Genomic DNA, 21,903 nt, shown 5'->3' with positions numbered 1-21,903 from the left:
CAGAGTCATGTTACAGAGAACCCCCGCTCAGTCCTCCCGCAGCAGCGGAATGACAGGCGCGAAAGCGTCCATCTGGGTGGGGAAGATGCCCACATACGACATCGAAGTGAGTTGGCGCACACGCTTGACCTGTTCGGCGATTTCCTCGAACGTGCCGATCGCGATGTAGGGCGAGCTCAGAATCTCCTCGACGGTCAGTTCGACGTCGACTTCGAGGTCGGGGTGCAGGCCGCGTTCGATCGCGCGCAGCGCCATCTCGGCGGTCTTCTCCCGGTCGTCGGTGATGACGATGGCGGTGATGGCCCAGTTCAGTTCGATATCGGCGAACCGGTCACCGGCAGCGGCCTTGACGATATTGACCTTCTCGATCGTCTTCTCGAGCGTGATGCCCGAGAGCAGACCCTTGCCGTTCTTCGTGGTCTGCGGAACGACCGAGACGATGTCGGCGTGCTTGGCCGCCAGCGCCAGCATCTTCGGACCGCCGCCACCGGTACACAGCGGCGGGCGCGGGCCCTGCCGGGGGCGCGGCGTGCCCTTGATGCCACGCACCTGATAGTGCTTGCCCTCGAAATTGCACTCCTGACCGCGCAGCAGCGTGTCCAGGATGGTCAGCGACTCGTCGAGCTTCTCCAGCCGGATGCCGGGACGCTCGAACGCGATGCCGGCGTTGTCGAACTCTTCCTTGATCCAGCCCGCGCCGACGCCGACCTCGAGGCGCCCCTTGGACAGGACGTCGAGGGTGGCCAATTCCTTGGCGACCACGACCGGATGGCGTAAACCGTTGGCCAGCACCGAGGTGCCGAGGCGGATCTTGGAGGTGGCTTGGGTGAGTGCGCCCAGCGCGGCGATCGGGCCGACCTGATCGCCCAGGTGATCAGGAACGAAGAAGGTGTCGTAACCCATCTCTTCGGCTTCCTGCGCCGTCTGAACGAACTTGCGCGCGCCACCTTCCTGCTTGTTGCCCTCTCCGGCCGCTCCGAAGCGGAACGGACGCAGCGGCGTACCCAGCGCGGTCAACTCACCGACGGGTGCGGCAGCTTCGGTCATGAACTCTTCGCTCCTGGCTGGTGTGTACTCGGGCGCAATTCCCAGCGCACTTTACAGCGTGTGAGCGATCCGGCGTGCGGATGTCACAGCGAGGCATGATCCATGGCAATCACGCCCCCACTGTGACTGTGACAACTCCGTCAGGAATGGGGCGGATGTGGCGCGTTCTCGATGAGCCCGGCCGCCCAATTCACCGTCCATTGCGTGGCCGTGGTGCCGTTGCCGTCCACCGTGTTCGAGGCGTACAGCGCGTGCACCGGATTGCCCGCCGAGCGAATCAGCGCCGCGAGACTGCCCAGCGCGTTGGCCGGATTGAGCGCCTGGCGCGGCGCGTCGCAGATCATGTCGCCGGGCGCGCAGATCGAGTTCACCTTCGGCGCCAGCGTGCCGAAACCGCCGGGCCGCGGACCGGTCATGCTGATGCCGGGCACGTTGACGCCCTTGAGCGCCACCTCGGCGCCCTCGCCTGCGGGCGGCGGGTCCCCGATCTCGGTGGGCTGCCCGGGACCGGTCGCGGTGCGGCGACCGTCGGCGATCACTGTCACGCCGAGCACGTTGGCCTCCGGGATCGGGCCGTTGCCCGCGCCGATCTGAGCGGCCACGTCACCGGCGATCACCGCACCCTGGGAGAAGCCCGAGATGACGAAGTTCGTCAATGGGCATTCCCGGTGGCGCTGGGCCAGCACGTCGGTAGCGCGCGCGGTGCCTTCGGTGCGGCTGTTGTTGTAGGAAGCCTGGCCGTCGGGCGGGAACGCGATCGGGTTCGAGAACTGGGCCACGTACGGAACCGTGTACACCTCGAGCCGGTTGTCCGGGAACTGCGCGCGCAGCGGCCCGGAGACGCTGAGCATCAACGAGATCGGGTTCGCTTGCGGGTTGTACGGATCGTCGGCGCTCGACGACTCCCAGGTGCCGGGAATCGAGAGCAGCATCACATCGGGGCAATCGGCCGACTGGGACGTCGGCGGCGGCGGTCCGGGCGGCGTCGGCCCCGGCTCCTTCAACCGGCCCGCGAGCAGGTACCAGAGCAGCACGATGACGATGATCGCCAGCACGAGCAGCGCCAGCACGGTGAAGCACCCCGCGGGCCAGAACCCGCGGGAGCGTCGCGTCGGTCGGGGCGTCACTAGCAGTAGGTGGAGTTCGCGGCAGCGATGTAGATCTGTGCTGCCTTGTTGACGTCCATCTTCGACGCGTCGAAGGCCGGGTCGGTGCCCGCCATCGCGGCGACGAAGGTGGCGACGTCGGCGTCACTGGCACCGGTGCCCTTGGTGGAGCAGATGTAGGTCGCGGTGGTCAGCGCGGTCGTCTGGTCGCCCGGGGTGATCCCGTTCTTCGCCAGCTCGTCGAGGAACGCCTTGTCCTTGCCGGTGGCGGGCGCGGCGGCGCTGGTCTGCGGGAGCGGTGTCGGCTCCTCGGCGGGCGCACTGGGCTCCGGCGCGGTGCTCGACGGGGCCTCGGCCGGCGGTTCGATGACCACGGGCGGCGTCGTCGTCGACTTCGCGGCCGCGCTGGTGGACAGGGTGGGCGTCTGCGACGCGGTCGAGTCGTTGCCGCCGCAGGCGGACAACAGGGCGACGGCAGCCAGGGCCGCGACCGTTCCGGCTACCGTGCCAGGGATCCGATGCATGAAGATGTCTTTCCTCGATCGTTCGTCAGGGAAGCGGTCGCAGACCAGGCTAGCCGGACAGTCGGCCCCGCCGGGCACCGCTCGGCGAAGCTCAGAGAGTTCTCAGCCCGAGATCACACCCCGTGAACCTCGGATTTGCCGTCCCGCACCACGATGAACCCGGTCTGAAAGTTCTGCTGGATTCCGCCGGGAACTGTGAACTCGTCGCTCACCGGGTACCCGAGCCTGCCGTTCTCGAACCCCTGCGCGCCCCAGGCCTCGGCGAGCGCGCCGTTGCGCACCGACCAGGCGCCCGAGAGCGGGCTCCAATAGATGTTGCCGCCCTCGAACCGGCTGTAGCGGCCGAGATCCTTCAGCGGCGCCTCCCCGGCGACCGGGAAACCGAGCGGGCTGTTCTCGAAGCCGAGCTGGCTGTACTTGTCCAGGATGAAGCCCTGTACCCGGTGTGCGCCGGTGGCCGGGCTGTAGAACATCGGACCGTGTTCGAAGGCCTGTACCGAGCCGTCACGGCTGGGTGTACGCGCCTCGGCGGCCACCGGATAACCGGCCGGACCACCTTCGAAACCCTGCTTGCCCCACTCCTCGAGGAACGCGCCGCGCATCACCTGCGCGCCGGTCTGCGGGGTCCAGTAGATCGAGCCGCCTTCGAAGGTCTGCATGCGCCCACGCCCGTCGGGCAGGCCGTGCTCGTCGCCGGTGGGCATGCCGAGCGGTGAGGACGCGCCACCGATACCGGCATAGGTGCCGCCGATCCGCCCGGCCACCGCGTGCGTGCCCGCCGCGGCGGAATGGAACACCCGGCCGTTCGGGAAGTCCTGCACCATTCCGGTGCCCGCCGGGTATTCGGCGGTGAGGCAGTTGCCCAGCCAGTTCGCCGCCTGCGCGACCCCGGCGATCGCCCCGCCCAGCGTGCAGGTGGCACCGCCGGGATCGGTTCCGAGCGCCGCGGCGGCCTGCGACCACGACTGGCGCATCTCGAAATCCCAGTAGGGCCAGGTATGCGTGCCCGCGGGCCGGTAGTTCGCCTGCACCGGGATCGCCAGCTTCTCCAGCTTGGCGACGAAATTCTGGGTCGACAGGCGCGAGAGGATCTCCAGGCCGGTGCCCGCCCAGTTCTCGCTCATCAACGGCACCTCGCCGAGCTGATCGTGCGAGCCGGCCAGGCCGCTGCCGCTGGAGACGTACATGCTCACGCCCTCGAGCTTGTCGGCCAGCAGGTACGGGTCGTGCGCCTCCCACTCGGGGCCGCCGGGCGGGCCCCACATCGCGCCCGCGTCGAAACCGCCCGCGTCCTTGTTGGCGAAGGTGATCGCCTGCGGCATCCCGAGTGTGGTCGTGGTGAGCAGGCCCGAGTACGAGGCCACGTATTTCATCAGCCCCGGATTGCGGCCAGCGAGGTTCATCGCCGCCGTTCCGCCCATCGAAAGTCCCTGTACGCCACGCACATTCGTGGTTCGCCAATCACGTTCCAGGATCGGCGGGAGTTCCTTGGTCAGGAAGGTCTCCCATTTGTAGGTGAAGCCGTTGTCGGGCGCGAGCCAGTCGGAGTACCAGCTCGACTGACCACCCACCGGCAGCACCACGTTGACGTTCTTGTCGGCGTAGAAGCCCTCGGCGTCGGCATCCTTGGTCCAGCCGTTCTCGTCGTCCTGCGCGCGCAGGCCGTCGAGCATGAGCATCATCGGGAACTTCGCGTCGGGACGCGCATTCCAGTCCCGCGCCAACAGCATCTGCACCTGGATCGGGGTCTTCATCGCGGCCGAGTACACCCACAGCGCCACCCGCCGATCCGAGAGCCAGTCCACCCGCTGCACCGCCGACACCGCGGGCTGCGCCTGCGCGGGCACGGTGACAGTAGGCGCGAGCAGCGCCGCCGCCAAGGCCGCGATGCCGAGGATTCGCCGCATCGGCGCTGAAACACTATGAACCGAGACACGATGTTTCATCACACGCGATCCTCCTCATCCCGGAATTGGGACACAGCATCACCGTCGGTTGTACCGCAGTAATGAGCGATAACTGGGGAGGACACGCGAGCCGTAGGCACAGCAAAAAGACCGGCCCACCCTGGGGGTGAGCCGGTCTTCGAGGTGTTGCTGAGCGGAAACTACTAGGCGCCCAGCGCATTCAGGATGTGCGGACGCGCCTTCCACAGCTCGTCTTCCCAGTACTTCCACGAGTGAGTACCGGCGGCGCCGACGTCGTAGACGGCGTTGATGCCGAGGGTGTTGAGGCGACGCTGGAACGCGAGCGTGCTCACGAACGAGATGGCCTCGATGCCCATCGCGTTGGCGGTGTTGTAGGCACCGCCGAGACCGGCCGGCTTGTCGTGCTGGGCGGGCAGGCCGTTGGCCGAGGAGATGAACAGCGGCAGGCCGCGCAGCTCGGGGGCGAACACCATCGGGTCCATCCGCAGCCACGCCGAGCTCCACGGCGCGGCCATGGCGTCGACGTTGAACCGGCCCGCGTCGAGCATCATCACGCGGATGGCCTCACGCATGCCGGGGGCGCCCCAGTTCAGCGGGCCCGAGAGCGAGGACGCGTGCTTGAACTGATCGCGGTTCAGCGCGGCGAGACGCAGCGCGGCCGGACCCGACATCGACAGGCCGAGCACCGCGTTGTTCGAGCGGGACACGCCGTAGCCCTCGAGGAAGGCGGGGAGCTCTTCGGTCAGGAAGGTCTCCCACTTGTAGGTGGTCTTCTGGCCGTTGGTGTTGCTGGCCGCGGTCCAGTCGGCGTACCAGCTGGACTGGCCACCGACCGGCATCACCAGGGTGACGTTGTCGTTGCTGAACTGCTGCATCGCGTTGGTCTCGAACGACCAGGCGTTGCGGTCGTCACGGGCGCGAAGACCGTCGAGCAGGTAGAGCGCGGCGTTGCCGCCGTTGCGCGCCCACTGCACCTGGACCTTCACCGGGCCCATCTTCGAGGGCACCATGAGTTCTTCGTAGCCACCGGCCGGTGCGCGCAGCACGGGTGCCGACACCGACGGTGCGGCAAGCGCGGTCGGGGCCGCTCCCGCGGCGATCGGCAGCACAAGGGCTGCAGCGCCGACAGCTAGAATTCGATTACGCCAACCACGAGATGCCGGCGCGACGGCCTTGCCGAAACGCATGTGAATTCCGCTCTCTTTCTGCTGTTATGGCATGCCAGGCTCGTCTGCCGTCCTCGACGCGGCCCCGACAGCACGGTCGATCAGACGGATGAAACAACGATCTGGTCACACTTACGCTCGCTGGAGGATATTCGACCCGCGAATCAACCGCAAGGGCAGGGACATTCGTGGCAGGCGCGGCTGGATTTCCGGTGGTCCGGACAGACAACCGGCACCGCGTATTTCGCGGTGCCGGTTAGTGATGTTCACCCGATGTTGGCGGACAAATCCGGAATCATTCGCAGTGCTTCGTCATTCCAGTTGTTCCAGGCATGGATGCCGAAGGCCGGGAAAGAGTAGGTGACGTTACGGGCGCCGAGCGTCGCCATCCTGACTTCGAAAGCCCGAGTGTTGGCCAGCGCCAGGGCTTCCAGCGCCATCCCGTTGACGGTGCCCATGTTCGGGCCGTCGGTACTGGTCGGCAAGCCCGATCCCGCCGCTATCCACAGCCGGGTGTTGTTGCCCACCAAGTTGGGGGCGAACACGAACGGATCCATCCGCAGCCACTGTGGGCCCCACGGCGGTGCCATGGAGTCCACGTTGTAGCCGCCCGCGTCGAGCATCGCGAGCCGGATGGCCTCGCGCATGCCGGGGGCCGAGATGTTCAGGTACCCCGAATACGCGCCGGCGAAGGAGAACTGGTCCGGGTGGTAGGCGGCCAGCGTCAGCGCGGCCGAGCCACCCATCGACAGGCCGAACACGCCGTTGCGGAAGCGGTTGAAACCGAGGCGGTCGGCGAGAGCGTTGCGCAGTTCGCCGGTGAGGAACGACTCCCACTGGTAGCGGTAGCTCTTGCCCGGTCCGCCGGACAGCGCGTTGCCCGCGCCGGAGCCCGAGGTCGGCGCGCCGTTTCCGGCAATGCCGAAGAAATCGCTGGGCGCGTTCCAGTCGGCGTAGAAGCTCGACATACCGCCGACGGGCATCACCACATTGATATTCGCCGCGGCGAGTGCGTTGGGGATATCGGTTTCGATCTCCCAGCCGTTGAGATTCTCCGGTGCGCGCATGCCGTCGAGGACATAGACGACGCGGTGGGTGTTGCCGTCGGCGGCGCGCAGCACGCGCGACTTGATCGGGCCCATCCCGGAGTCGACCCAGAAATCGAAGGCATTGCCGTTGAAGCCGGCCGAGGCGGGGGAGATTCCTCCGGTGACGGCCGTCGCGATCGGAACGAGCAGAGCCATGGATACGCCCGCGGCCCATCGCCGAGCCCACGAGCCAGGGGCGGCGGTCTTCACGGGCCTACGCTCGCGGCGCAGTGTTCGCATTCGACTAGACCTTTCTCGCAGACCGAACGCGCAAATTCCGAGCTACGCAGTCGGATGCCACATCGGACGTCGAGAGAAACCAATCCAGGGCAAAACGGACGATTCAACCTCGACGCATGCTCACTGTGAATAAATCGGTGACGAATGGTCTACATGTTGCTGGAAAGTGACCCAGAGCACAACTCCCGGTGATCTGTCGCACATGATTCGTCACCGCCTGTGGCTCGGATCGTGACGAAAACGAGGAAAACCGCCCGGCGCTGACGAGGCACCGGACGGTTTTCGGGTCGAGCTGGAGTGACTAGCCGATGTTCGCGGACAGATCCGGGATCATGCGGTTGACTTCGGTCTCCCAGTTGCGCCAGTTGTGCACGCCGGTGATCGGGAAGTCGAAGTGGGCGTTGCCGCCGCCGAGGGTGGCCATCCGGACCTGGAACGCGCGGCTGTTCACCATCGCGAGCAGCTCCAGCGGGACGCCCTGGACGATTTCCATCGGGTTGGACACGTCACCGGCGCCGGGGATACCGCTGGCCGCGGAGACCCAGATGCGGGTGCCGTTGCCGACCAGGCGCGGGGCGAAGACGAACGGGTCCATGTGGAACCACTGCTGGCCCCACGGCGGCGCCATCGCGTCGATGTTGAAGGCGCCGGCCGAGACCATCGCCACGCGCATGGCTTCCCGCATACCGGGCGCCGAGATGTTCAGGTACCCGGAGAACGAGCCCGCGAAGCTGAACTGATCGGGGTGGTAGGCGGCCAGCGTCAGCGCGGCGGAGCCGCCCATCGACAGACCGAACACGCCGTTGTTGTTGGGGTTGAAACCCAAGCGCGCCGACAGCGCGTTGCGCAGGTGGCTCGTGAGGAAGGTTTCCCACTTGTAGGTGTTCTTCTTGCCTGCCACCTGGGTGGGCGCGACCGACGAACCGGTCATCGCCGAACCGGTCGCCGCCGAACCGGTGGAGCTACCACCCGAACCGGCGTCGAGGCCGAAGAAGCTGCTCGGCGCGTTCCAGTCGGCGTAGAAGCTGGACTGGCCGCCGACCGGCATCACGACGTTGATGTTGGCGTTCATCAGCGCGCGGGCGACATTGGTGTCTTTTTCCCAGCCGCTGAGGTCGTCGCCCGCCCGCATACCGTCGAGCGCGTACACGACCCGATTGGTGTTGCCATCGGCCGCGCGGAAGATACGCGACTTGATCGGGCCCATCTCCGAGTCGACCCAGAAGTCGAAACCCGTGGGGTCGAAGGCCGCCGACGCGGTACCGGTCGGGCCTGCCACCGCGGCACCGATCGGCAACACGACAGCCAGGGAGAGAAGCACCGATCGTTTGAGCCAGCCGGCTCCCCGGGCTCTGAGACGTCCGCCACGCATTCTGTTATGGGCCTTTCCTCATGCGATTCGCGCGGAACCGCGGTTGCAATGACCGCCGACTAGTTACCGGCACACCAGTGCGCCGACGGGCCGTTCTTCAGAGACCATATCGCTACATCGATAGCCTGGCGTTACCGAAAAGTGATTTAGCGGCGAACGCCACTGTGAAAACCCTGGCCGGAGGGTTTCAGCGGGGCGGTTCCGGGAAGGGGTCCACGAGTCCACACCGCTGGATTTCGTACTTCGGCACCCGGTCGATGCGGTACTTCGAGAACGTCAGCGCATTGCGCAGGTTGTGCTTGAAACGGTCGAACGTCATCGGATCGCGGGTGGAGATCATCAGCGCCTGGGTCTGCGGGCACGACATGGCCGTGCGGGCCTGGGTGACCCATTCCTCGTCCATGTACCAGGGCATCCACGGGTGGATGTCGACCATCCCCGAGTCGACCACCACCCAGTCCGGGTAGAGGCTCTTGTCGTGGCCGATGCGGCCGTCGGCGAGCCGGTCCGAGTGTGCGGCCAGCGGGTACGCCAGGCCCATCGGGTCGATCACGCGCACATCGAGGGGCACGTTCATGCTCGTCATGCCCAGGTTCAGGAAGTAGACCGTGTGCCCGGCGCCGCCCTCGGGGATCGGCTGCGGAGGCGGGTCGAGGTACCAGAACGTGTACGAGGGCGAGTTCAGCAGCAGGCCGCCGTTGGGATTGGCGGCGATGTCGTTGACCATGGCCCGCATGCGCGGGTAGTCGAGGTAGTCCTCGGCCAGGATCGGGTGGTCGCGGCCGGTGTTGAGGACGTAGTAGATGCGCTCGTCGACGATGCCGGAGGAGCGGATCTTGGTGCCGGTCGTGATGGCGGTCGTGCTCGCCGCGAACATCGACCAGCCCGCCGTGCCGAGCAGCGCGGCCAACAGCACGACGACCGACCAGTCGCTCGTGCGCCATCGCAGCGGGATCGGCACAACGGCCACCGGCAACAGCAGCAGGAACAGCTGGGTGAGCAGCATCCGCCCGTGCATGAAGTCACCGCCGACGCGCACCGCGTACACGGTGAGCAGCAGACCGCTGCCGAGCACCATCACCACGACCGCGCTCGGCGAACGCAGCCACGCACGCAGACCCGCCACCGAGAACCGCGGCAGCGCGAAGCCACGCGCGATCCCCGCGACCACACCGGCGATCAGCAGCACGAGCAGCGGAATCCACAGGTAGTACGGGCCGACCATGTCCCACAGGTAGGTGAGGCCCTGACCCCATTTGGCACCGCCGGCGTCCTTGGCGACCGCGGTGTTCGGGTAAGGCAGGCCGTAGTAGCCCATCCGCCAGATCTGGTACCCCACCGGCACGATCCCGGCGACGAACACGACCAGCGCACGCAGCGCGGTCGGCCCGAACCGGAACTCGGGCATCGGCGCCAGGAAGATCATCCCGAGCGCGAGCACGCCGATCAGCGTGGCCTCGGGACGAACCAGCGGCGCCAGCCCGGCCAGGAACACCAGGCCCAACAGGCTCGGCACCCGGACGACGGCGGCCTGACTCCAGCGGATCATCAGCCACCACAGCAGCCCGACCCAGCAGATCACCAGGCCGCTCTCCAGCCCGGAGGTCGCGTAGTCACGCGCGGGCGGCAGCGCGATGTAGACCAGCACACCGGCCGGAATCAGCAGCCGACCGCTGGTTCCACCCCACAGCCGCGCGGTGCCGAGCATCGCGAACACCACCGCGAGCACCGAGACCACCAGCGCCACCCCGAGCACCACGTACTCGAGGCGGGCCTGGGTGAGCCAGGAGAAGAACCAGACCACGTAGGTCCACGCGGTGCTGGTGTTCGCCTCGACCCGCTCGTCGGCATTGAAGACCGGGCCGTTGCCCGCGAGCAGGTTGCGGATCGTGCGCAGCACGATCAGACCGTCATCGGCGATCCAGCGCCGCTGCCACGCACCCACCGTGAACAGCACGGCGGTGAGCACGATCCCACCGACGAAGGTGGCGCGGGACAGAACCGACCTACGCAGGTCTCTACGCGCGGACTCCTCGTCGCGTAGAGGCTCGTATTCGGTTGAATCCTGCTCCGCTACCAACATCTCGTCAGGTGAGATAGACAGCGACACCTACCGCTCCGATCCAGGCAATAGCGAGGAACTGCAGGATGCGGTCCCCCAACGCGATCTCTTCGGGTTCACCGGCCTCGCCACCATCGACGTCGACCGCGTAACGCAGGATTGCGATGGTAAACGGGATCATCGAGATCGAGTACCACTGGGTGTCTCGAGCCGAGTCCTGCTGGAAAGCCCAGAGGCCGTAGAAGACCACGACCGCGGTGGCCGCGAGCGTCCAGATGAAGCGCAGATAGGTCGGGGTGTAGTACTCGAGCGACTTGCGGATCTTGGCGCCGGTGTCGAGCGCGATCGCCAGTTCGGCGTAACGCTTGCCCGCGGCCATGAACAGCGAGCCGAACGCCATGATCAGCAGGAACCACTGCGACAGCGCGATGCCGGCCGCCGCGCCACCGGCCACGGCGCGCAGCAGGAATCCCGAGGACACGATGCAGATATCGAGCACGGCCTGGTGCTTGAGCCCGAGGCAGTACGCCAGCTGGATGCCGATGTAGATCGCCATCACCACGGCCAGGTGCCACGAAGCCAGGAACGAGCCGGCGATCGAACCGATCAGCAGCACCGCCGCCAGCGCGTAAGCCAGGTTGACAGGAACGACGCCCGCCGCGATCGGCCGGAACCGCTTGGTCGGGTGCGCCCGGTCGGCGTCGACGTCGAGCGAATCGTTGACCAGGTAGATGCCGGAGGCCGCCATGCAGAACACGATGAACGCGATCGCGACATGCACCAGCACGCCCGCGTCGCCGACCGCTTCCGGTCCGACGGCGAGCGGCGCGGCGAGCACCAGGACGTTCTTGACCCACTGACGTGGGCGCATGGCCTTGATGACACCGCCGAGCAGCGTCTTCGGCGGGCCCTTCACAGCACCCTCGTCAAGGACGGCGGCGGACGGTTCTTCGCTCATCTGGGCCAAAGTTCTTTCAGTTGCGGTCACTGTCGGAGTCTCTTTTCGGCGGCTAGCACGGCGGCAGCCGACGCGGCCCCCAAAGCGGAACCGGCGATCACGTCGGAAGGGTAATGCACCCCGAGCACAACTCGGGACAGCAGCATCGGTGGGACGATCACCGCTGGCAAGGGTAGCCCGGTCAGCCGTCCGAGCAACACCGCCGCGGCCGTGGTGGACGTGGCGTGCGAGGACGGGAAGCTCAACTTGCTCGGCGTCGACACGTTGACCTGCACCGACGGATCGTTGGGGCGCGGACGCCGGACGATCCGCTTGATCACGATGGACGCGGCGTGCGCGCCCACCGCCCCCACCGCGACACCGGCCCACTGGCGGCGGCGCGGCTTGTCGACCAGCCAGCCCGCGGCGGCGATACCGACCCAGCCGAGCGCGTGCTCACCGAAGTGCGACATGCCGCGCGCGGCGGAGACGACGGCCGGGTTGCTGCCGATGGTGCCCTGCACGGCGTTGAGGATCGCGACCTCGACCGGGACCTCTACGTAGTCGCCGCTGCAATCGCAGCCGCCGCAGCAGCCTTCCTCGGCCAGCTCGAGCTCGGGCAGTTCGGTGTCGGTCACTTCGCGGTTCCGTTCAGGCCGAAGGTCTTCTCCCACGCCGCCGTGCTGGTGAGCTCGGCGTGCGCGGCCCGGTAACGCTGCTGCATCTCCGGGAAGCGGGCGGTGAGTTCCTTGCGCAGGCGCATGGCTTCCTTGAGCAGGTCGCGGGCCTGGCGCGGGTCGCGCTTGCGGTAGACGACGCCACGGCCGTCAGCGGTGGTCACGGTGACACCGTCGACCTGCGAGAGCAGGTACCAGCGCGCGTCCAGGGTGGGCACGTTGAGCTGCGGCGTCTCGTACGCGGCCGGATCGGCCTTGCGGAAGTTGTGCACCACGCCCTTGGCCAGGCGCGCGACCTTCGCGATGGGGTTGCCCGGTTCGCCGACCGCGCCGACGCCGTGGCGGTTGGCCAGCGGGAGTTCGGTGGACGAGGGCACGACGACCGCGTCCGGGAACTGCTTGCGCATGCCGTGGATCTTGCCCAGCGCGGTCGGGAGCAGGTCGAACAGACCCTCCGGACCGGCCAGGAAGTCGCGAATCGCCTCGTTCTGGATGGCGACCGTTGAATACTCGAGGCAGAGAAGGTGTTTCAGCGTGGCCTTGATCGTGTTGACGATCATCGGCTTGCCGTCGCCGGGCAGGTACATCGAGGCGACGACGAGGCGGTTGCGCAGGTGGAAGTAGGCCTGCCAGTCGATGGCGTCGTCCTTGTCGGACCAGGCCATGTGCCAGACCGCCGCGCCGGGCAGGGTCACCGTCGGGTAGCCGGCGTCGCGGGCGCGCAGGCCGTATTCGGCGTCGTCCCACTTCAGGAACAGCGGCAGCGGCTGGCCGATCTCCTCGGCGACCTGACGCGGGATCAGGCACGTCCACCAGCCGTTGAAGTCGACGTCGATGCGCCGGTGCAGCAGCTTGGAATTGTCGCGATCCTTGAGCGGGTACTTCGAGAAATCGTGGTCGTATTCGACGTTGGGCGCCGCACCCCACATGAAGATGCCGCGGTCGATGACCTCGCCCATCACGTGCAGGTGTGAACGTTCCTGCAGGTTGAGCATCTGCCCGCCGGTCAGCAGCGGCGACTTCGCGAACCGCGAGAAGGCCAGTGCGCGCAAGATCGAGTCGGGCTCGATCTCGATGTCGTCGTCCATGTAGGCGATGAATTCGGCATCGGTCGACTTCAGCGCCTCGTACATGACCCGGCTGTAGCCGCCGGAACCACCGAGGTTGGGCTGGTCGTGGATGGCGAGACGATCGCCGAGAACGCTTGCGGCTTCGGCGAATCCGGGCTCGTCGACCACCTTGCGGGTGCCCTGGTCGGGGATGATCACCGCGGCGATCTTCTCCAGCACGAGGGGGTCGGAGCCAAGGGCACCAAGGGTTTTCACCGCGTCGGTGGGTCGGTTGAACGTCGGCATACCGACCGCGATGGAGCCCGTACCGGGCGCTTCCTGCGGTGCGTACCAACCGCCGGACAGCAGCGTGACGGCCGTGTCGGTGGTGATGTCGAACCAGATCCAGCCACCGTCTTCGAACGGGCCGAGATCGGTTTCGAACTCCACGACCACCGAGTCCGCGCCCTGCGCGACGGCGAACTCCTTGCCCTGCACGTGAATACGCGAACCGTCGGCCTTGGACCGGTAGACGTCGGCGCGGCCGTGCCCGGCCAGTTCCAGGCGAAGGACCACCGACTTCAGCACGCTCCAGCGACGCCAGTAGCTGGCGGGCAGCGCGTTGAAGTAGGTGCAGAACGACACCTCCGACTCCGCGCCGATCGACAGCGCGGTGCGGCTGGTGGCGTGCGCGCGACGGGCGTTGGTGGTGGACTCCTCCAGGTAGAGGGTCCGCACGTCGAGGGGCTCGCCCGGCCGCGGCAGGATGACCCGCTGCAGCAGCGAGATGGCGCGAGTTTCGGTGGTCACGTCTTCGAGCATGGCTTTGGTCATGCCTCGTCCACCAGCTGCGCACCGGATTCCAGGTGCGGACGCAGCACGTTCTCGAACATGCTCAGCGCCGAACCGATCGCCATGTGCATGTCCAGGTACTGGTAGGTGCCCAGCCGGCCGCCGAACAGCACCTTCTTCTCGGCGGTCTCCTGCTTGGCCCGCTCGCGGTAGGCCAGCAGCTTGGCGCGGTCCTCGGGGGTGTTGATCGGGTAGTACGGCTCGTCGCCGGTCTGCGCGAAGCGGGAGAACTCACGCATGATGACCGTCTTGTCGGTCGGGTAGTCGCGCTCGGGGTGGAAGTGGCGCGGCTCGATGATGCGGGTGAACGGTACGTCGGCGTCGTTGTAGTTCATGACGCTGGTGCCCTGGTAGTCGCCGGTCTCGAGGACTTCGGTCTCGAAGTCGATGGTGCGCCAGCCCAATTCGCCCTCGGCGTAGTCGAAGTAGTGGTCCAGCGGGCCGGTGTAGACGACCGGGGCGTCCGGGTTGGCGGCGACGATCTCGTCCCGCACGTCGAACCAGTCGGTGTTCACCCTGACCTCGATGAGGTCGGAGGCGGCCATGTTCTCCAGCCACTTCGTGTAGCCCTGCTTGGGCAGACCCTCGTAGGTGTCGTTGAAGTAGCGGTTGTCGAAGGTGTAGCGCACGGGCAGGCGGGTGATATTGCCCGCGGGCAGTTCCTTCGGGTCGGTCTGCCACTGCTTGGCGGTGTAATCGCGGATGAACGCCTCGTAGAGCGGGCGGCCGATCAGCGAGATCGCCTTCTCCTCGAGGTTCTGCGCATCGGCGGATTCGACCTCGGCGGCCTGCTCGGCGATCAGTTTGCGAGCCTCTTCGGGGGTGAAGTAGCGGCCGAAGAACTGCGAGATCATGCCGAGGCCCATCGGCAGCGGGTACGCCTGGCCCTTGTGCAGCCCGAACACCCGGTGCTGGTACCCGGTGAACTCGGTGAACTGGGTGACGTAGTCCCAGACCTTCTTGTTCGACGTGTGGAACAGGTGCGCGCCGTACTTGTGGATCTCGATACCGGTTTCCGGTTCGGGTTCCGAGTAGGCGTTGCCACCCAGGTGGTAGCGGCGGTCGATCACCAATACCCGCTTGCCCAGCACGTTCGCTGCACGCTCGGCGACGGTCAGCCCGAAGAAACCGGAGCCGACCACGATCAGGTCGTACTGGTTTGCCGGGGCATTGGAATCTGCGTTGACGGAGTTACCCGAGGACGATGCGGCGGTCACGGGTGCCCAGCGTATCGGAAGACCACAGTTTGTCCCGGCGGAGTCTCCGACCACGCCTTGACCAGGGCTGATCCATCCCTGCGGAGAGACCGGCCCCCGAGGCCACCGTCAGTACCCGTGCGGCGGGTGTCCACCCGGCCGCCCGGCCCGGATCCAGCGACCCGTGGATGGGGCGGCGGCCAGGAGCAGGATTACCAAAGGTACGGAGCCGATGATGACCACGCCGAGCAGCGCGAAGGCTATTTCCTGACCTTCGACATCCATCGGACTGGTGACGGCGTTGAACACGATGTAGAGCAGGGTGAGCGAGGAAACGAGGATGAGGATCACCCGCCCCGCGGTCTTGCGCCGGAACAGCAGATACGCGCCGATCAGCAACAGCAGCGCGGGCAGCGCTCCGATCACGATGACGATCGTCAGCGTCGACCGGAACTCGTCTTCGGACGCGCTGCTCGGTTCGCTGAAGAGAATGACCGCCGCGGCGATCCCCATGATGGTCAGCCCACCCAGCGACACCAGCAACGCGATCACGGCGGCGGTGATCGCGGTGCCGCCATTCGCGCGCGGCCCGCCGGGTCCTGACGTCGCATAGCCCGGGTAGGGAGCGGCGCCGGAAGCCTGTGCGCCGACGCTGTATTCAGGCCCCGCGTACGGCTGCGCACCGTAGCCGGGCTGGCTGCCGTATGGCATGGCGCCGGGTCGAGGCTGCCCGGCGTAAGGGTCGTAGCCCTGCTGTGGGCCGTGCGGGTACCCCATCGAATCCTCTCGTGACGGCGGTTCTGACACCTGCCGTTCCGTGCGTCAGCATTGCCGCTGCTGCCGAAATATCGCGCTGACCGTCAGTACTGCGGGTATTGCTGATAACCGCCCTGCCGCCCGGCCCGGATCCAGCGGCCGGTGGACGGGGCGACAGTCAGCAGGAAGATCAGTAGCGGCACCGCGCCGCTCACAGCGCCGCCGAGCAGCACGAACGTCGCCTCCTCCCCTGCGGCGCCGTTGCCGGCCAGCAGGGGGATGGCGGTCGAGAGCACGCAGAACACCAAGCCGGCCCCGGACAGCAGGATGAGGATCACCCGGCCCGCGGTCTTGCGGCGGAACAGCAGAATCGCGCCGAGCAACCACAGCAGGCCCACCGCGGCCCCGATCAGCAGGCTGACAGTCGCCGCGGATCGAACCTCGTCCCCCGTGGCGCCCCCGGTGTCCTCGCTGAACAGGAACGCCGCGGCGATACCGATGCCGGCCAGTCCGAGCAGTGACAGCAGCAGCGAGATCACCGCGGCGGTGATCGCCGTGCCGCCACCCGCTCGCGGCTCACCGTAGCCAGGCGCGTACGGATAGGGAGCGGCACCGTAAACCGGTGCGCCATAACCGTTTTGGACGGGTGCGCCATACGGCTGCGCATAACCCGGTTGACCGCCGTACGGGTCGGGCCCGTAGCCGGGTTGCGCGTACCCCTGCCCCGCGTACGGGTCTTGGCCCTGCTGTGGACCGTACGGATACCCCATGGTGTTCCCCCTCCTGCCGAGCTGTACCTGTAGCCGCTATCTCGTTCCCGGCCTCGCAGCACCCTCCGCCGCAATGCTGACCTGCTGAAACTATACGTTCGGTCCGACAACATCGTCCGGGCGAGCGAGGGTGTAGGCCGCGGTCCACGGCAGCGCCGCGGCCGACAGCACGAGCCCACCGAGCACCGTGCTCGAAAGTGCCGCCGCCCAGCTGTGATTCACGATCGCCGTCACCGCGCCGGGTATCCCGCCGAAGCCGATCAGCATCGAGCGGACAACGGGTTCGTCGGCGAACCAGTGGATTCCGTACTCGGAGTCGTAGTTCACGACCGTGGCGAGCAGGCCGAGTACCCCGAGGGCGAGCTGCGCCCCGGCGGCGACCACGATCACCCAGCGCCCGGCGTCGTCCCTGCGCGCCAGCAGCAGGCCGCCGTAAGCGAACGCGAACATCGACACCAGTGCGCCGATCGTGGCGAACAGCGTGAGCGAGTCGTCGAGTTCGCCGGGATCACTCAGGAACGACCGCACGAGAACCACCGCGCCCACCAGATTCGCCGCGGCGGCGACCCCCGCGAGGCACACGGCGACGATCGCCGCCACCTCACCGCTCTTCGACTTCGTCTCCAGCACGACCATCCCCCGACCGTAGCGCCATCAGCCGCGGCGTACCGAGTTCGACAACCACGCGCGTCGAGCCGGCCGCCACCGCTTCGGCCTAACGCGTGATGGTCCAGCGCCGCGTCGGCTCACTCAAGCTGAGCGCGAGGATCACCACATTGAGCGCCAGCCACGCGTCCAGCGGCCCGAACCGCCAGCCGTGACTGGCCCCGTTGAGCACGATGACCAGCAACGTCGCCCCCGCCATCACCGCCGCCATGGTGAGCAGCACTCGCCTGCCGAGCATCCGCCTGCGCAACAGCAGCACCGCCCCGAGCAGGTACACCACCCCGAGCCCGCCGACGATCCCCGCGCCCACGTAGTCGAGGTCGATCTCGCGCCCGAAGGCCCGCAGGACGGCGGTCGCCGTGCCGACGAAGATTCCCGCCGCGCCGACCAGCACCCCGAGCCAGCCCGCGATCAGCGCGGTCACCGCACGCGAAGGCCGCTCCGGCCGCACCTGTTCCACCACTGCCCCCGCTAATTCGTCGACGTCGCCGTCAGTTATACGGCGCAACGCCCGATCGAGCACTGTGTGAGCGATCCTCACCTCACTACCCGATCGTGCGTCCGCCGACCGCTCAGGCGGGATGAGCCGCGGCGTAAGCCCGGAAGGCTTCGAGGATGTACTCGGCCACGCCTTCGCCGTGCACGTCGTAGTTGCGCCGGAAGCGAGGATCGGCGACGTACATCTCGCCGAGGCCGAGCAGGTATTCGTTCGATACCGGCTTGCCCTGCGTGCCGACGCCGAGCCAGTCGCGATGCCGGGTGACGATCGCCTGGACGACGTCGCCTTCCACGGGAAGTCCTGCGGTGAAGGCCTTTCCGAAATCGGCGGCGATGTCGAGCTGGGTCTGCAGGAAGCCCTTCTTCCCGGCGTCGGTCAGCGAACGCCACCAGCGATCACCGCTCTCGTACGCTTGTCTGCCCCAGCGTTCGGTGACTTCTTCCTTGTACTGCGTGTGGTCGAAACCATCGAAAACCTCTGCGGCCATGAGTGGTTCACCTCTTTCCGTCTTGTGCAAAGTGGTCGACACCGATTCGATCTGCCGCGCCACCCGATCCTGAAGCTGTCGCAGCAGTTCCAGATGTGTGCGCAGCGCACCGGCGGTGTCCTGTTCCCCGGCGAGGACCTCGGCGATCACCCGGAGGCCGAGGCCGAGTTCGCGCAGCAGCAGAATTCGCTGCAGCCGAACAAGAGAGGTCTGGTCGTAGTAGCGATAGCCGTTGGCCCCGATCCGGCTCGGCTCCAGCAGCCCGAGCTGCCCGTAGTGCCGCAACGTACGACTGGTGGTTCCCGCGGCCTTCGCGAGGTCCTGAATGGACCATTCACCCACCATGACCTGCTCCTTTCTCGTCGGTACCTCCACTTTGCAAGTTGACGCTACGTCAAGGTCAAGAGGCGAAGCCGACCTCGACCTCCACCGTGTCGCGCTCGGTGTACATCTGCCACAACCGCGCGCCGAGCTCGGCATTGCCGATCCGCGGCAGCACCAGCCCGGCGGGTATGAGGCCGGGGTCGGCGTCGATCACCGACTGGACCGCGCTGTTCTCGATGAGCGAGCCGATGGCGAACAGCCCGACGTAGACGCCGGTACCTTCCACTTCGCGTGCCAGCTGCCGCACGTAGGCGCGCTGCGCCCCCAGCGCGACGCCGACATTTGCCAGGTAGGGCTGCAAATACTCCTCGGAGGCGCCGGAGGTGAACAGCAGTGTGCCGCTGCCGCGGGCGATCATCGCGGGCAGCAGGGCGCGGGTGAGAAGGATCGGCGAGTGCACCTTGAGCGCGATCGGCAGCGCGAGGGACGGCAGGTCGACGTCGATGGTCGTGGCGCTGCGCACCGACATATCGGCGGCCGCCGAATGCAGCGCGACGTCGATCGGTCCCAGCTTCGCCTCGACCCGGTCGATCACGTCGAGCACCTGCGCGGAATCGGTGACGTCGGCGATGAACGCTTCGGCGTCGATCCCCTCCGCGCGCAGGGCCGCGGCGCGTTCGACCGGGTCGCGTCCGATCACCGCGATCCGAAAACCGTTGCGGCCGAAGTGCCGTGCCGTCCCGGCGCCGAGTCCTGGTCCGTAGCCGAAGATCGCGAGTGTACTCATCAGATACTCCTAAGTTGAGTGTTGGTTCAAGTTACCGGGCGAACGTAGCACTAAGTTGAACCCATGCTCAAGATATTTCGGCGACCGGATTTGTAGGATCAGCGGATGCCCGAGGACAAGCCGTTGCGCAGCGACGCCGAGCGCAACCGCGTCGCGCTGGTGACGGCAGCCCGCGAGATCTTCGAGGAACGCGGCCTCGACGCTCCGCTCAAAGACATCGCCGCCCACGCCGGCGTCGCGATCGGCACCCTCTACAACCGCTTCCCCACCCGCGACGCACTGATCGCCGCCGCGGTCGCCGACCGGCTGGAAGCGGGCGGCCGGGTCGCCGAACAGGCACTCGAACTCACCGACCCGTGGGAGTCGTTCGTCTTTCTGGTCGAGAAGATCTGCGAACTCCAGGCGTCCGACCGCATTCTCGGCGACCTCGCCCTGCGAAATCCCCCCAGCGCCGCCGTCGAGCGCGCACGCGAATACGGCCACAGCCTCATGCGCCGCATCATCGTGCGCGCCCAGGAGGCCGGCGCCCTTCGCCCGGACTGGACCCTCGAGGACATCGCCTTCATCACCTGGTCCCACATCAGCGTTCTCGCCGCCACCAGCACCGTCGCCCCCGACCTCTGGCGGCGCAATCTCGCCCTCATCTTCGACGGCCTACGCGCGAAAGCCGCGCACCCCTTGCCGGTTCCGGCCCTCACCGAGGACCAGTTGATGCAGGCGATGCGCGGCTGACCGAAACAGCGCTCAAACTCGTACCGGCACCGAAACCAACTCCGGCGCACCCGAGTTCACGGTCGGCTCGGCGTCGCTGCGCCGTTCGGCCGGATCGGGCACCGCACCGACAGGCGACACCTGTTCTCCCGCAACATCTCCGACGGGGCCGGCTACGGGCTTGGACGGCAGCTGCCCGACGACGGTGGCCGCGAGCGCGATACCGAGGCCGACGATCTGCAGAGCGGTCAGCGCCTGACCCAATGCGATCCAGCCGATGACCGCGGCCGATACCGGACTCAGCAGTCCGAGGAACGACACCGAAGTCGCCGGTACCCGCGAGATTCCGCGAACCCACAGCCAGTAGGCCAGCGCGGTGCCGATGACGCCCAGGTACAGGTAGCCGCCGACGGCCTCCGCGTCGAGCGCGGGCGGCGCGCCTTCGATCAGCAGGGCCAGCGGCACGATGAACAGCCCGCCCGCGGTGAGCTGCCAACCGGTCATCGCCAGTGGGCCGACACCGTCGGGACGCCCCCACTTCTTGGTGAGCACGGTTCCCGCGCCCATCGAGGCCGCACCGGCGAGCCCGGCGACCACGCCGAGGAGATCGAGTTCGACGGTGCCGCGCAGCACGACCAGCGAGACGCCGAGCACCCCGACGACGCCCGCGATCACCTTGCGCCGCGTCGGCGCTTCGGCCAGCAGCACCGCGGCGAGTCCGAGCGCGAACATCGGCGCCACCGCGCCGAGCACCCCGGCGACACCGCCCGGCAGCCGGTACGCGGCCAGGAACAGCAGCGGGAAGAACGCGCCGATATTGAGCACGCCCAGTACCGCGGCCCGGCCCAGCCACCTGCCGTGCGGCAGCACCCTGGTGAGCGCCAGCAAGATCAATCCGGCGGGGAGCGCGCGCAGGAGCGCGGTGAACAGCGGCCGGTCCGGGGGCAGGAATTCGGTGGTCACCGCGTAGGTGGAGCCCCACACGATCGGGGTGAGAGCCGTGAGCGCGAGGGTGCCCGCGTAACCGGTGGGGCGGGTTGCGGTCGTCATGTTCACTCCTGATTGATAATCTCAACATTGAAATATCTACTCGGCAAGGTATCTCTGCGTCAAGTAGATGAACGTTAAGAGTTTCAATCGAGAGGAAAAGGGATGCGCGACGCGGTCGACCTGATCACCGAGCACTGGAACATCGAACGCCCGGATGTCGACGTGTCACCGATGGCGATCGTCGGCCGGATCACCCGGCTCTCGCGCGTTCTCGAACAGGATCTGAAACGCTTCTTCGCCGGTCACGGCCTGGAATTCTGGGAGTTCGACGTGCTGGCCACGCTGCGCCGCTCCGGCGGCGAGACCGGGCTCACCGCGGGCGCGCTCAACCGCGCCGCCATGGTCACCTCGGGGGCCATCACCAATCGCATCGACCGCCTGGCCGCGAAGAACCTGGTCCGGCGCGTCCCCTCCCCCGACGATCGCCGCTCGGTCTTCGTGCAGCTCACCGCCGAGGGCCGCGAACTCGTCGACCGGCTACTGCCGCTGCACGTGGCCAACGAGCAGCGCCTGCTCGCCGCCCTCGGCGCCGCGGACCGCGAGCAGCTCGCCGACCTGTTGCGGACCCTGGCCGTCGCGCTGGACGACACCACGCTCGACTGAACCGGC

Annotated in this window: 21 protein-coding genes; 2 read left to right on the top strand and 19 right to left on the bottom strand. The window is 67.3% G+C overall.

Annotation, left to right across the window (positions count from 1 at the left end):
• Positions 1-27: 27 nt before the first annotated feature.
• The 18 genes from ACFWFP_RS19145 to ACFWFP_RS19060 form a co-directional block, all read right to left on the bottom strand.
• Positions 28-1,047, bottom strand: a complete 1,020-nt coding sequence (locus tag ACFWFP_RS19145) for an LLM class F420-dependent oxidoreductase (RefSeq protein ID WP_379296727.1) — start codon at positions 1,045-1,047, stop codon at positions 28-30.
• 140 nt (positions 1,048-1,187) lie between these two features.
• Positions 1,188-2,180 (bottom strand): cutinase family protein, encoded by a 993-nt coding sequence (locus tag ACFWFP_RS19140; RefSeq protein ID WP_379296834.1) that lies wholly within the window; start codon positions 2,178-2,180, stop codon positions 1,188-1,190.
• A complete protein-coding gene (locus ACFWFP_RS19135; RefSeq protein WP_379296725.1) occupies positions 2,174-2,677 on the bottom strand; it encodes a DUF732 domain-containing protein in 504 nt (167 codons plus the stop codon). Before ACFWFP_RS19135 ends, ACFWFP_RS19140 begins: the two co-directional genes overlap by 7 nt.
• Positions 2,678-2,790: 113 nt before the next feature.
• Positions 2,791-4,584: an alpha/beta hydrolase-fold protein gene (locus tag ACFWFP_RS19130; RefSeq protein ID WP_379296723.1), complete on the bottom strand. Its 1,794-nt coding sequence runs from the start codon at positions 4,582-4,584 to the stop codon at positions 2,791-2,793.
• 203 nt (positions 4,585-4,787) lie between these two features.
• A complete protein-coding gene (locus tag ACFWFP_RS19125) occupies positions 4,788-5,792 on the bottom strand; it encodes an alpha/beta hydrolase (RefSeq protein WP_378989495.1) in 1,005 nt (334 codons plus the stop codon).
• Positions 5,793-6,037: 245 nt separating this feature from the next.
• Complete coding sequence (locus ACFWFP_RS19120; protein ID WP_379296721.1) at positions 6,038-7,099, bottom strand: alpha/beta hydrolase; 1,062 nt, start codon at positions 7,097-7,099, stop codon at positions 6,038-6,040.
• A gap of 301 nt (positions 7,100-7,400) precedes the next feature.
• Positions 7,401-8,471 carry an alpha/beta hydrolase gene (locus ACFWFP_RS19115; protein ID WP_379296719.1) on the bottom strand — a complete coding sequence of 357 codons (1,071 nt, stop codon included), beginning with the start codon at positions 8,469-8,471 and terminating at the stop codon, positions 7,401-7,403.
• 187 nt (positions 8,472-8,658) lie between these two features.
• Positions 8,659-10,554 carry a flagellar motor control protein ZomB gene (gene zomB, locus ACFWFP_RS19110; protein WP_379296832.1) on the bottom strand — a complete coding sequence of 632 codons (1,896 nt, stop codon included), beginning with the start codon at positions 10,552-10,554 and terminating at the stop codon, positions 8,659-8,661.
• Positions 10,555-10,558: 4 nt separating this feature from the next.
• A complete protein-coding gene (locus ACFWFP_RS19105) occupies positions 10,559-11,491 on the bottom strand; it encodes a decaprenyl-phosphate phosphoribosyltransferase (protein ID WP_101464940.1) in 933 nt (310 codons plus the stop codon).
• A 26-nt stretch (positions 11,492-11,517) separates the two neighbouring features.
• Positions 11,518-12,006 (bottom strand): phosphatase PAP2 family protein, encoded by a 489-nt coding sequence (locus tag ACFWFP_RS19100; protein ID WP_101468312.1) that lies wholly within the window; start codon positions 12,004-12,006, stop codon positions 11,518-11,520.
• 98 nt (positions 12,007-12,104) lie between these two features.
• Positions 12,105-14,030 (bottom strand): glycosyltransferase, encoded by a 1,926-nt coding sequence (locus ACFWFP_RS19095; protein WP_379296717.1) that lies wholly within the window; start codon positions 14,028-14,030, stop codon positions 12,105-12,107.
• Entirely contained in the window at positions 14,027-15,265 is a 1,239-nt protein-coding gene (glf, locus tag ACFWFP_RS19090; RefSeq protein ID WP_379296715.1) for a UDP-galactopyranose mutase, read from the bottom strand. The genes ACFWFP_RS19095 and glf overlap by 4 nt, the downstream gene beginning before the upstream one ends.
• 108 nt (positions 15,266-15,373) lie before the next feature.
• Entirely contained in the window at positions 15,374-16,021 is a 648-nt protein-coding gene (locus ACFWFP_RS19085; RefSeq protein WP_379296713.1) for a hypothetical protein, read from the bottom strand.
• A gap of 83 nt (positions 16,022-16,104) precedes the next feature.
• On the bottom strand, positions 16,105-16,770 hold the full coding sequence (locus ACFWFP_RS19080; protein WP_379296712.1) for a hypothetical protein: 666 nt from the start codon (positions 16,768-16,770) through the stop codon (positions 16,105-16,107).
• A gap of 90 nt (positions 16,771-16,860) precedes the next feature.
• Positions 16,861-17,406, bottom strand: coding sequence for a hypothetical protein (locus ACFWFP_RS19075; protein ID WP_379296710.1), 546 nt, complete (start codon positions 17,404-17,406; stop codon positions 16,861-16,863).
• 79 nt (positions 17,407-17,485) lie between these two features.
• On the bottom strand, positions 17,486-17,977 hold the full coding sequence (locus ACFWFP_RS19070; RefSeq protein ID WP_379296708.1) for a hypothetical protein: 492 nt from the start codon (positions 17,975-17,977) through the stop codon (positions 17,486-17,488).
• A gap of 31 nt (positions 17,978-18,008) precedes the next feature.
• The gene (locus ACFWFP_RS19065) at positions 18,009-18,767 is read right to left on the bottom strand and encodes a MerR family transcriptional regulator (RefSeq protein ID WP_379296706.1); all 759 of its coding nucleotides are present in this window, start codon (positions 18,765-18,767) and stop codon (positions 18,009-18,011) included.
• A gap of 55 nt (positions 18,768-18,822) precedes the next feature.
• Entirely contained in the window at positions 18,823-19,533 is a 711-nt protein-coding gene (locus tag ACFWFP_RS19060; RefSeq protein WP_379296704.1) for an SDR family NAD(P)-dependent oxidoreductase, read from the bottom strand.
• Between the two features lie 105 nt (positions 19,534-19,638).
• Between ACFWFP_RS19060 and ACFWFP_RS19055 the strand changes: the two genes are divergently transcribed.
• The gene (locus ACFWFP_RS19055; RefSeq protein ID WP_379296702.1) at positions 19,639-20,265 is read left to right on the top strand and encodes a TetR/AcrR family transcriptional regulator; all 627 of its coding nucleotides are present in this window, start codon (positions 19,639-19,641) and stop codon (positions 20,263-20,265) included.
• Positions 20,266-20,277: 12 nt separating this feature from the next.
• On the opposite strand, the gene ACFWFP_RS19050 is transcribed toward ACFWFP_RS19055, so the two are convergent.
• Entirely contained in the window at positions 20,278-21,294 is a 1,017-nt protein-coding gene (locus ACFWFP_RS19050; protein ID WP_379296700.1) for an EamA family transporter, read from the bottom strand.
• Between the two features lie 102 nt (positions 21,295-21,396).
• On the opposite strand from ACFWFP_RS19050, the gene ACFWFP_RS19045 reads away from it, so the two are divergent.
• A complete protein-coding gene (locus ACFWFP_RS19045) occupies positions 21,397-21,897 on the top strand; it encodes a MarR family winged helix-turn-helix transcriptional regulator (protein WP_379296698.1) in 501 nt (166 codons plus the stop codon).
• The last annotated feature ends 6 nt before the right edge of the window (positions 21,898-21,903 follow it).

The organism is Nocardia sp. NPDC060249 (assembly GCF_042728755.1).
Lineage (GTDB): Bacteria > Actinomycetota > Actinomycetes > Mycobacteriales > Mycobacteriaceae > Nocardia.
This window is presented reverse-complemented; position numbering and strand designations above follow the sequence as displayed.

What these genes read in the sequence shown, in the direction of transcription:
- ACFWFP_RS19145 (WP_379296727.1), bottom strand. Translation starts at nt 1,047, where the DNA reads ATGACCGAAGCTGCCGCACCCGTCGGTGAGTTGACCGCGCTGGGTACG.
- ACFWFP_RS19135 (WP_379296725.1), bottom strand. Translation starts at nt 2,677, where the DNA reads ATGCATCGGATCCCTGGCACGGTAGCCGGAACGGTCGCGGCCCTGGCT.
- ACFWFP_RS19130 (WP_379296723.1), bottom strand. Translation starts at nt 4,584, where the DNA reads ATGCGGCGAATCCTCGGCATCGCGGCCTTGGCGGCGGCGCTGCTCGCG.
- ACFWFP_RS19125 (WP_378989495.1), bottom strand. Translation starts at nt 5,792, where the DNA reads ATGCGTTTCGGCAAGGCCGTCGCGCCGGCATCTCGTGGTTGGCGTAAT.
- ACFWFP_RS19120 (WP_379296721.1), bottom strand. Translation starts at nt 7,099, where the DNA reads ATGCGAACACTGCGCCGCGAGCGTAGGCCCGTGAAGACCGCCGCCCCT.
- ACFWFP_RS19115 (WP_379296719.1), bottom strand. Translation starts at nt 8,471, where the DNA reads ATGCGTGGCGGACGTCTCAGAGCCCGGGGAGCCGGCTGGCTCAAACGA.
- zomB (WP_379296832.1), bottom strand. Translation starts at nt 10,554, where the DNA reads ATGTTGGTAGCGGAGCAGGATTCAACCGAATACGAGCCTCTACGCGAC.
- ACFWFP_RS19105 (WP_101464940.1), bottom strand. Translation starts at nt 11,491, where the DNA reads ATGAGCGAAGAACCGTCCGCCGCCGTCCTTGACGAGGGTGCTGTGAAG.
- ACFWFP_RS19095 (WP_379296717.1), bottom strand. Translation starts at nt 14,030, where the DNA reads ATGACCAAAGCCATGCTCGAAGACGTGACCACCGAAACTCGCGCCATC.
- ACFWFP_RS19085 (WP_379296713.1), bottom strand. Translation starts at nt 16,021, where the DNA reads ATGGGGTACCCGCACGGCCCACAGCAGGGCTACGACCCTTACGCCGGG.
- ACFWFP_RS19080 (WP_379296712.1), bottom strand. Translation starts at nt 16,770, where the DNA reads ATGGGGTATCCGTACGGTCCACAGCAGGGCCAAGACCCGTACGCGGGG.
- ACFWFP_RS19075 (WP_379296710.1), bottom strand. Translation starts at nt 17,406, where the DNA reads ATGGTCGTGCTGGAGACGAAGTCGAAGAGCGGTGAGGTGGCGGCGATC.
- ACFWFP_RS19065 (WP_379296706.1), bottom strand. Translation starts at nt 18,767, where the DNA reads ATGGTGGGTGAATGGTCCATTCAGGACCTCGCGAAGGCCGCGGGAACC.
- ACFWFP_RS19060 (WP_379296704.1), bottom strand. Translation starts at nt 19,533, where the DNA reads ATGAGTACACTCGCGATCTTCGGCTACGGACCAGGACTCGGCGCCGGG.
- ACFWFP_RS19055 (WP_379296702.1), top strand. Translation starts at nt 19,639, where the DNA reads ATGCCCGAGGACAAGCCGTTGCGCAGCGACGCCGAGCGCAACCGCGTC.
- ACFWFP_RS19050 (WP_379296700.1), bottom strand. Translation starts at nt 21,294, where the DNA reads ATGACGACCGCAACCCGCCCCACCGGTTACGCGGGCACCCTCGCGCTC.
- ACFWFP_RS19045 (WP_379296698.1), top strand. Translation starts at nt 21,397, where the DNA reads ATGCGCGACGCGGTCGACCTGATCACCGAGCACTGGAACATCGAACGC.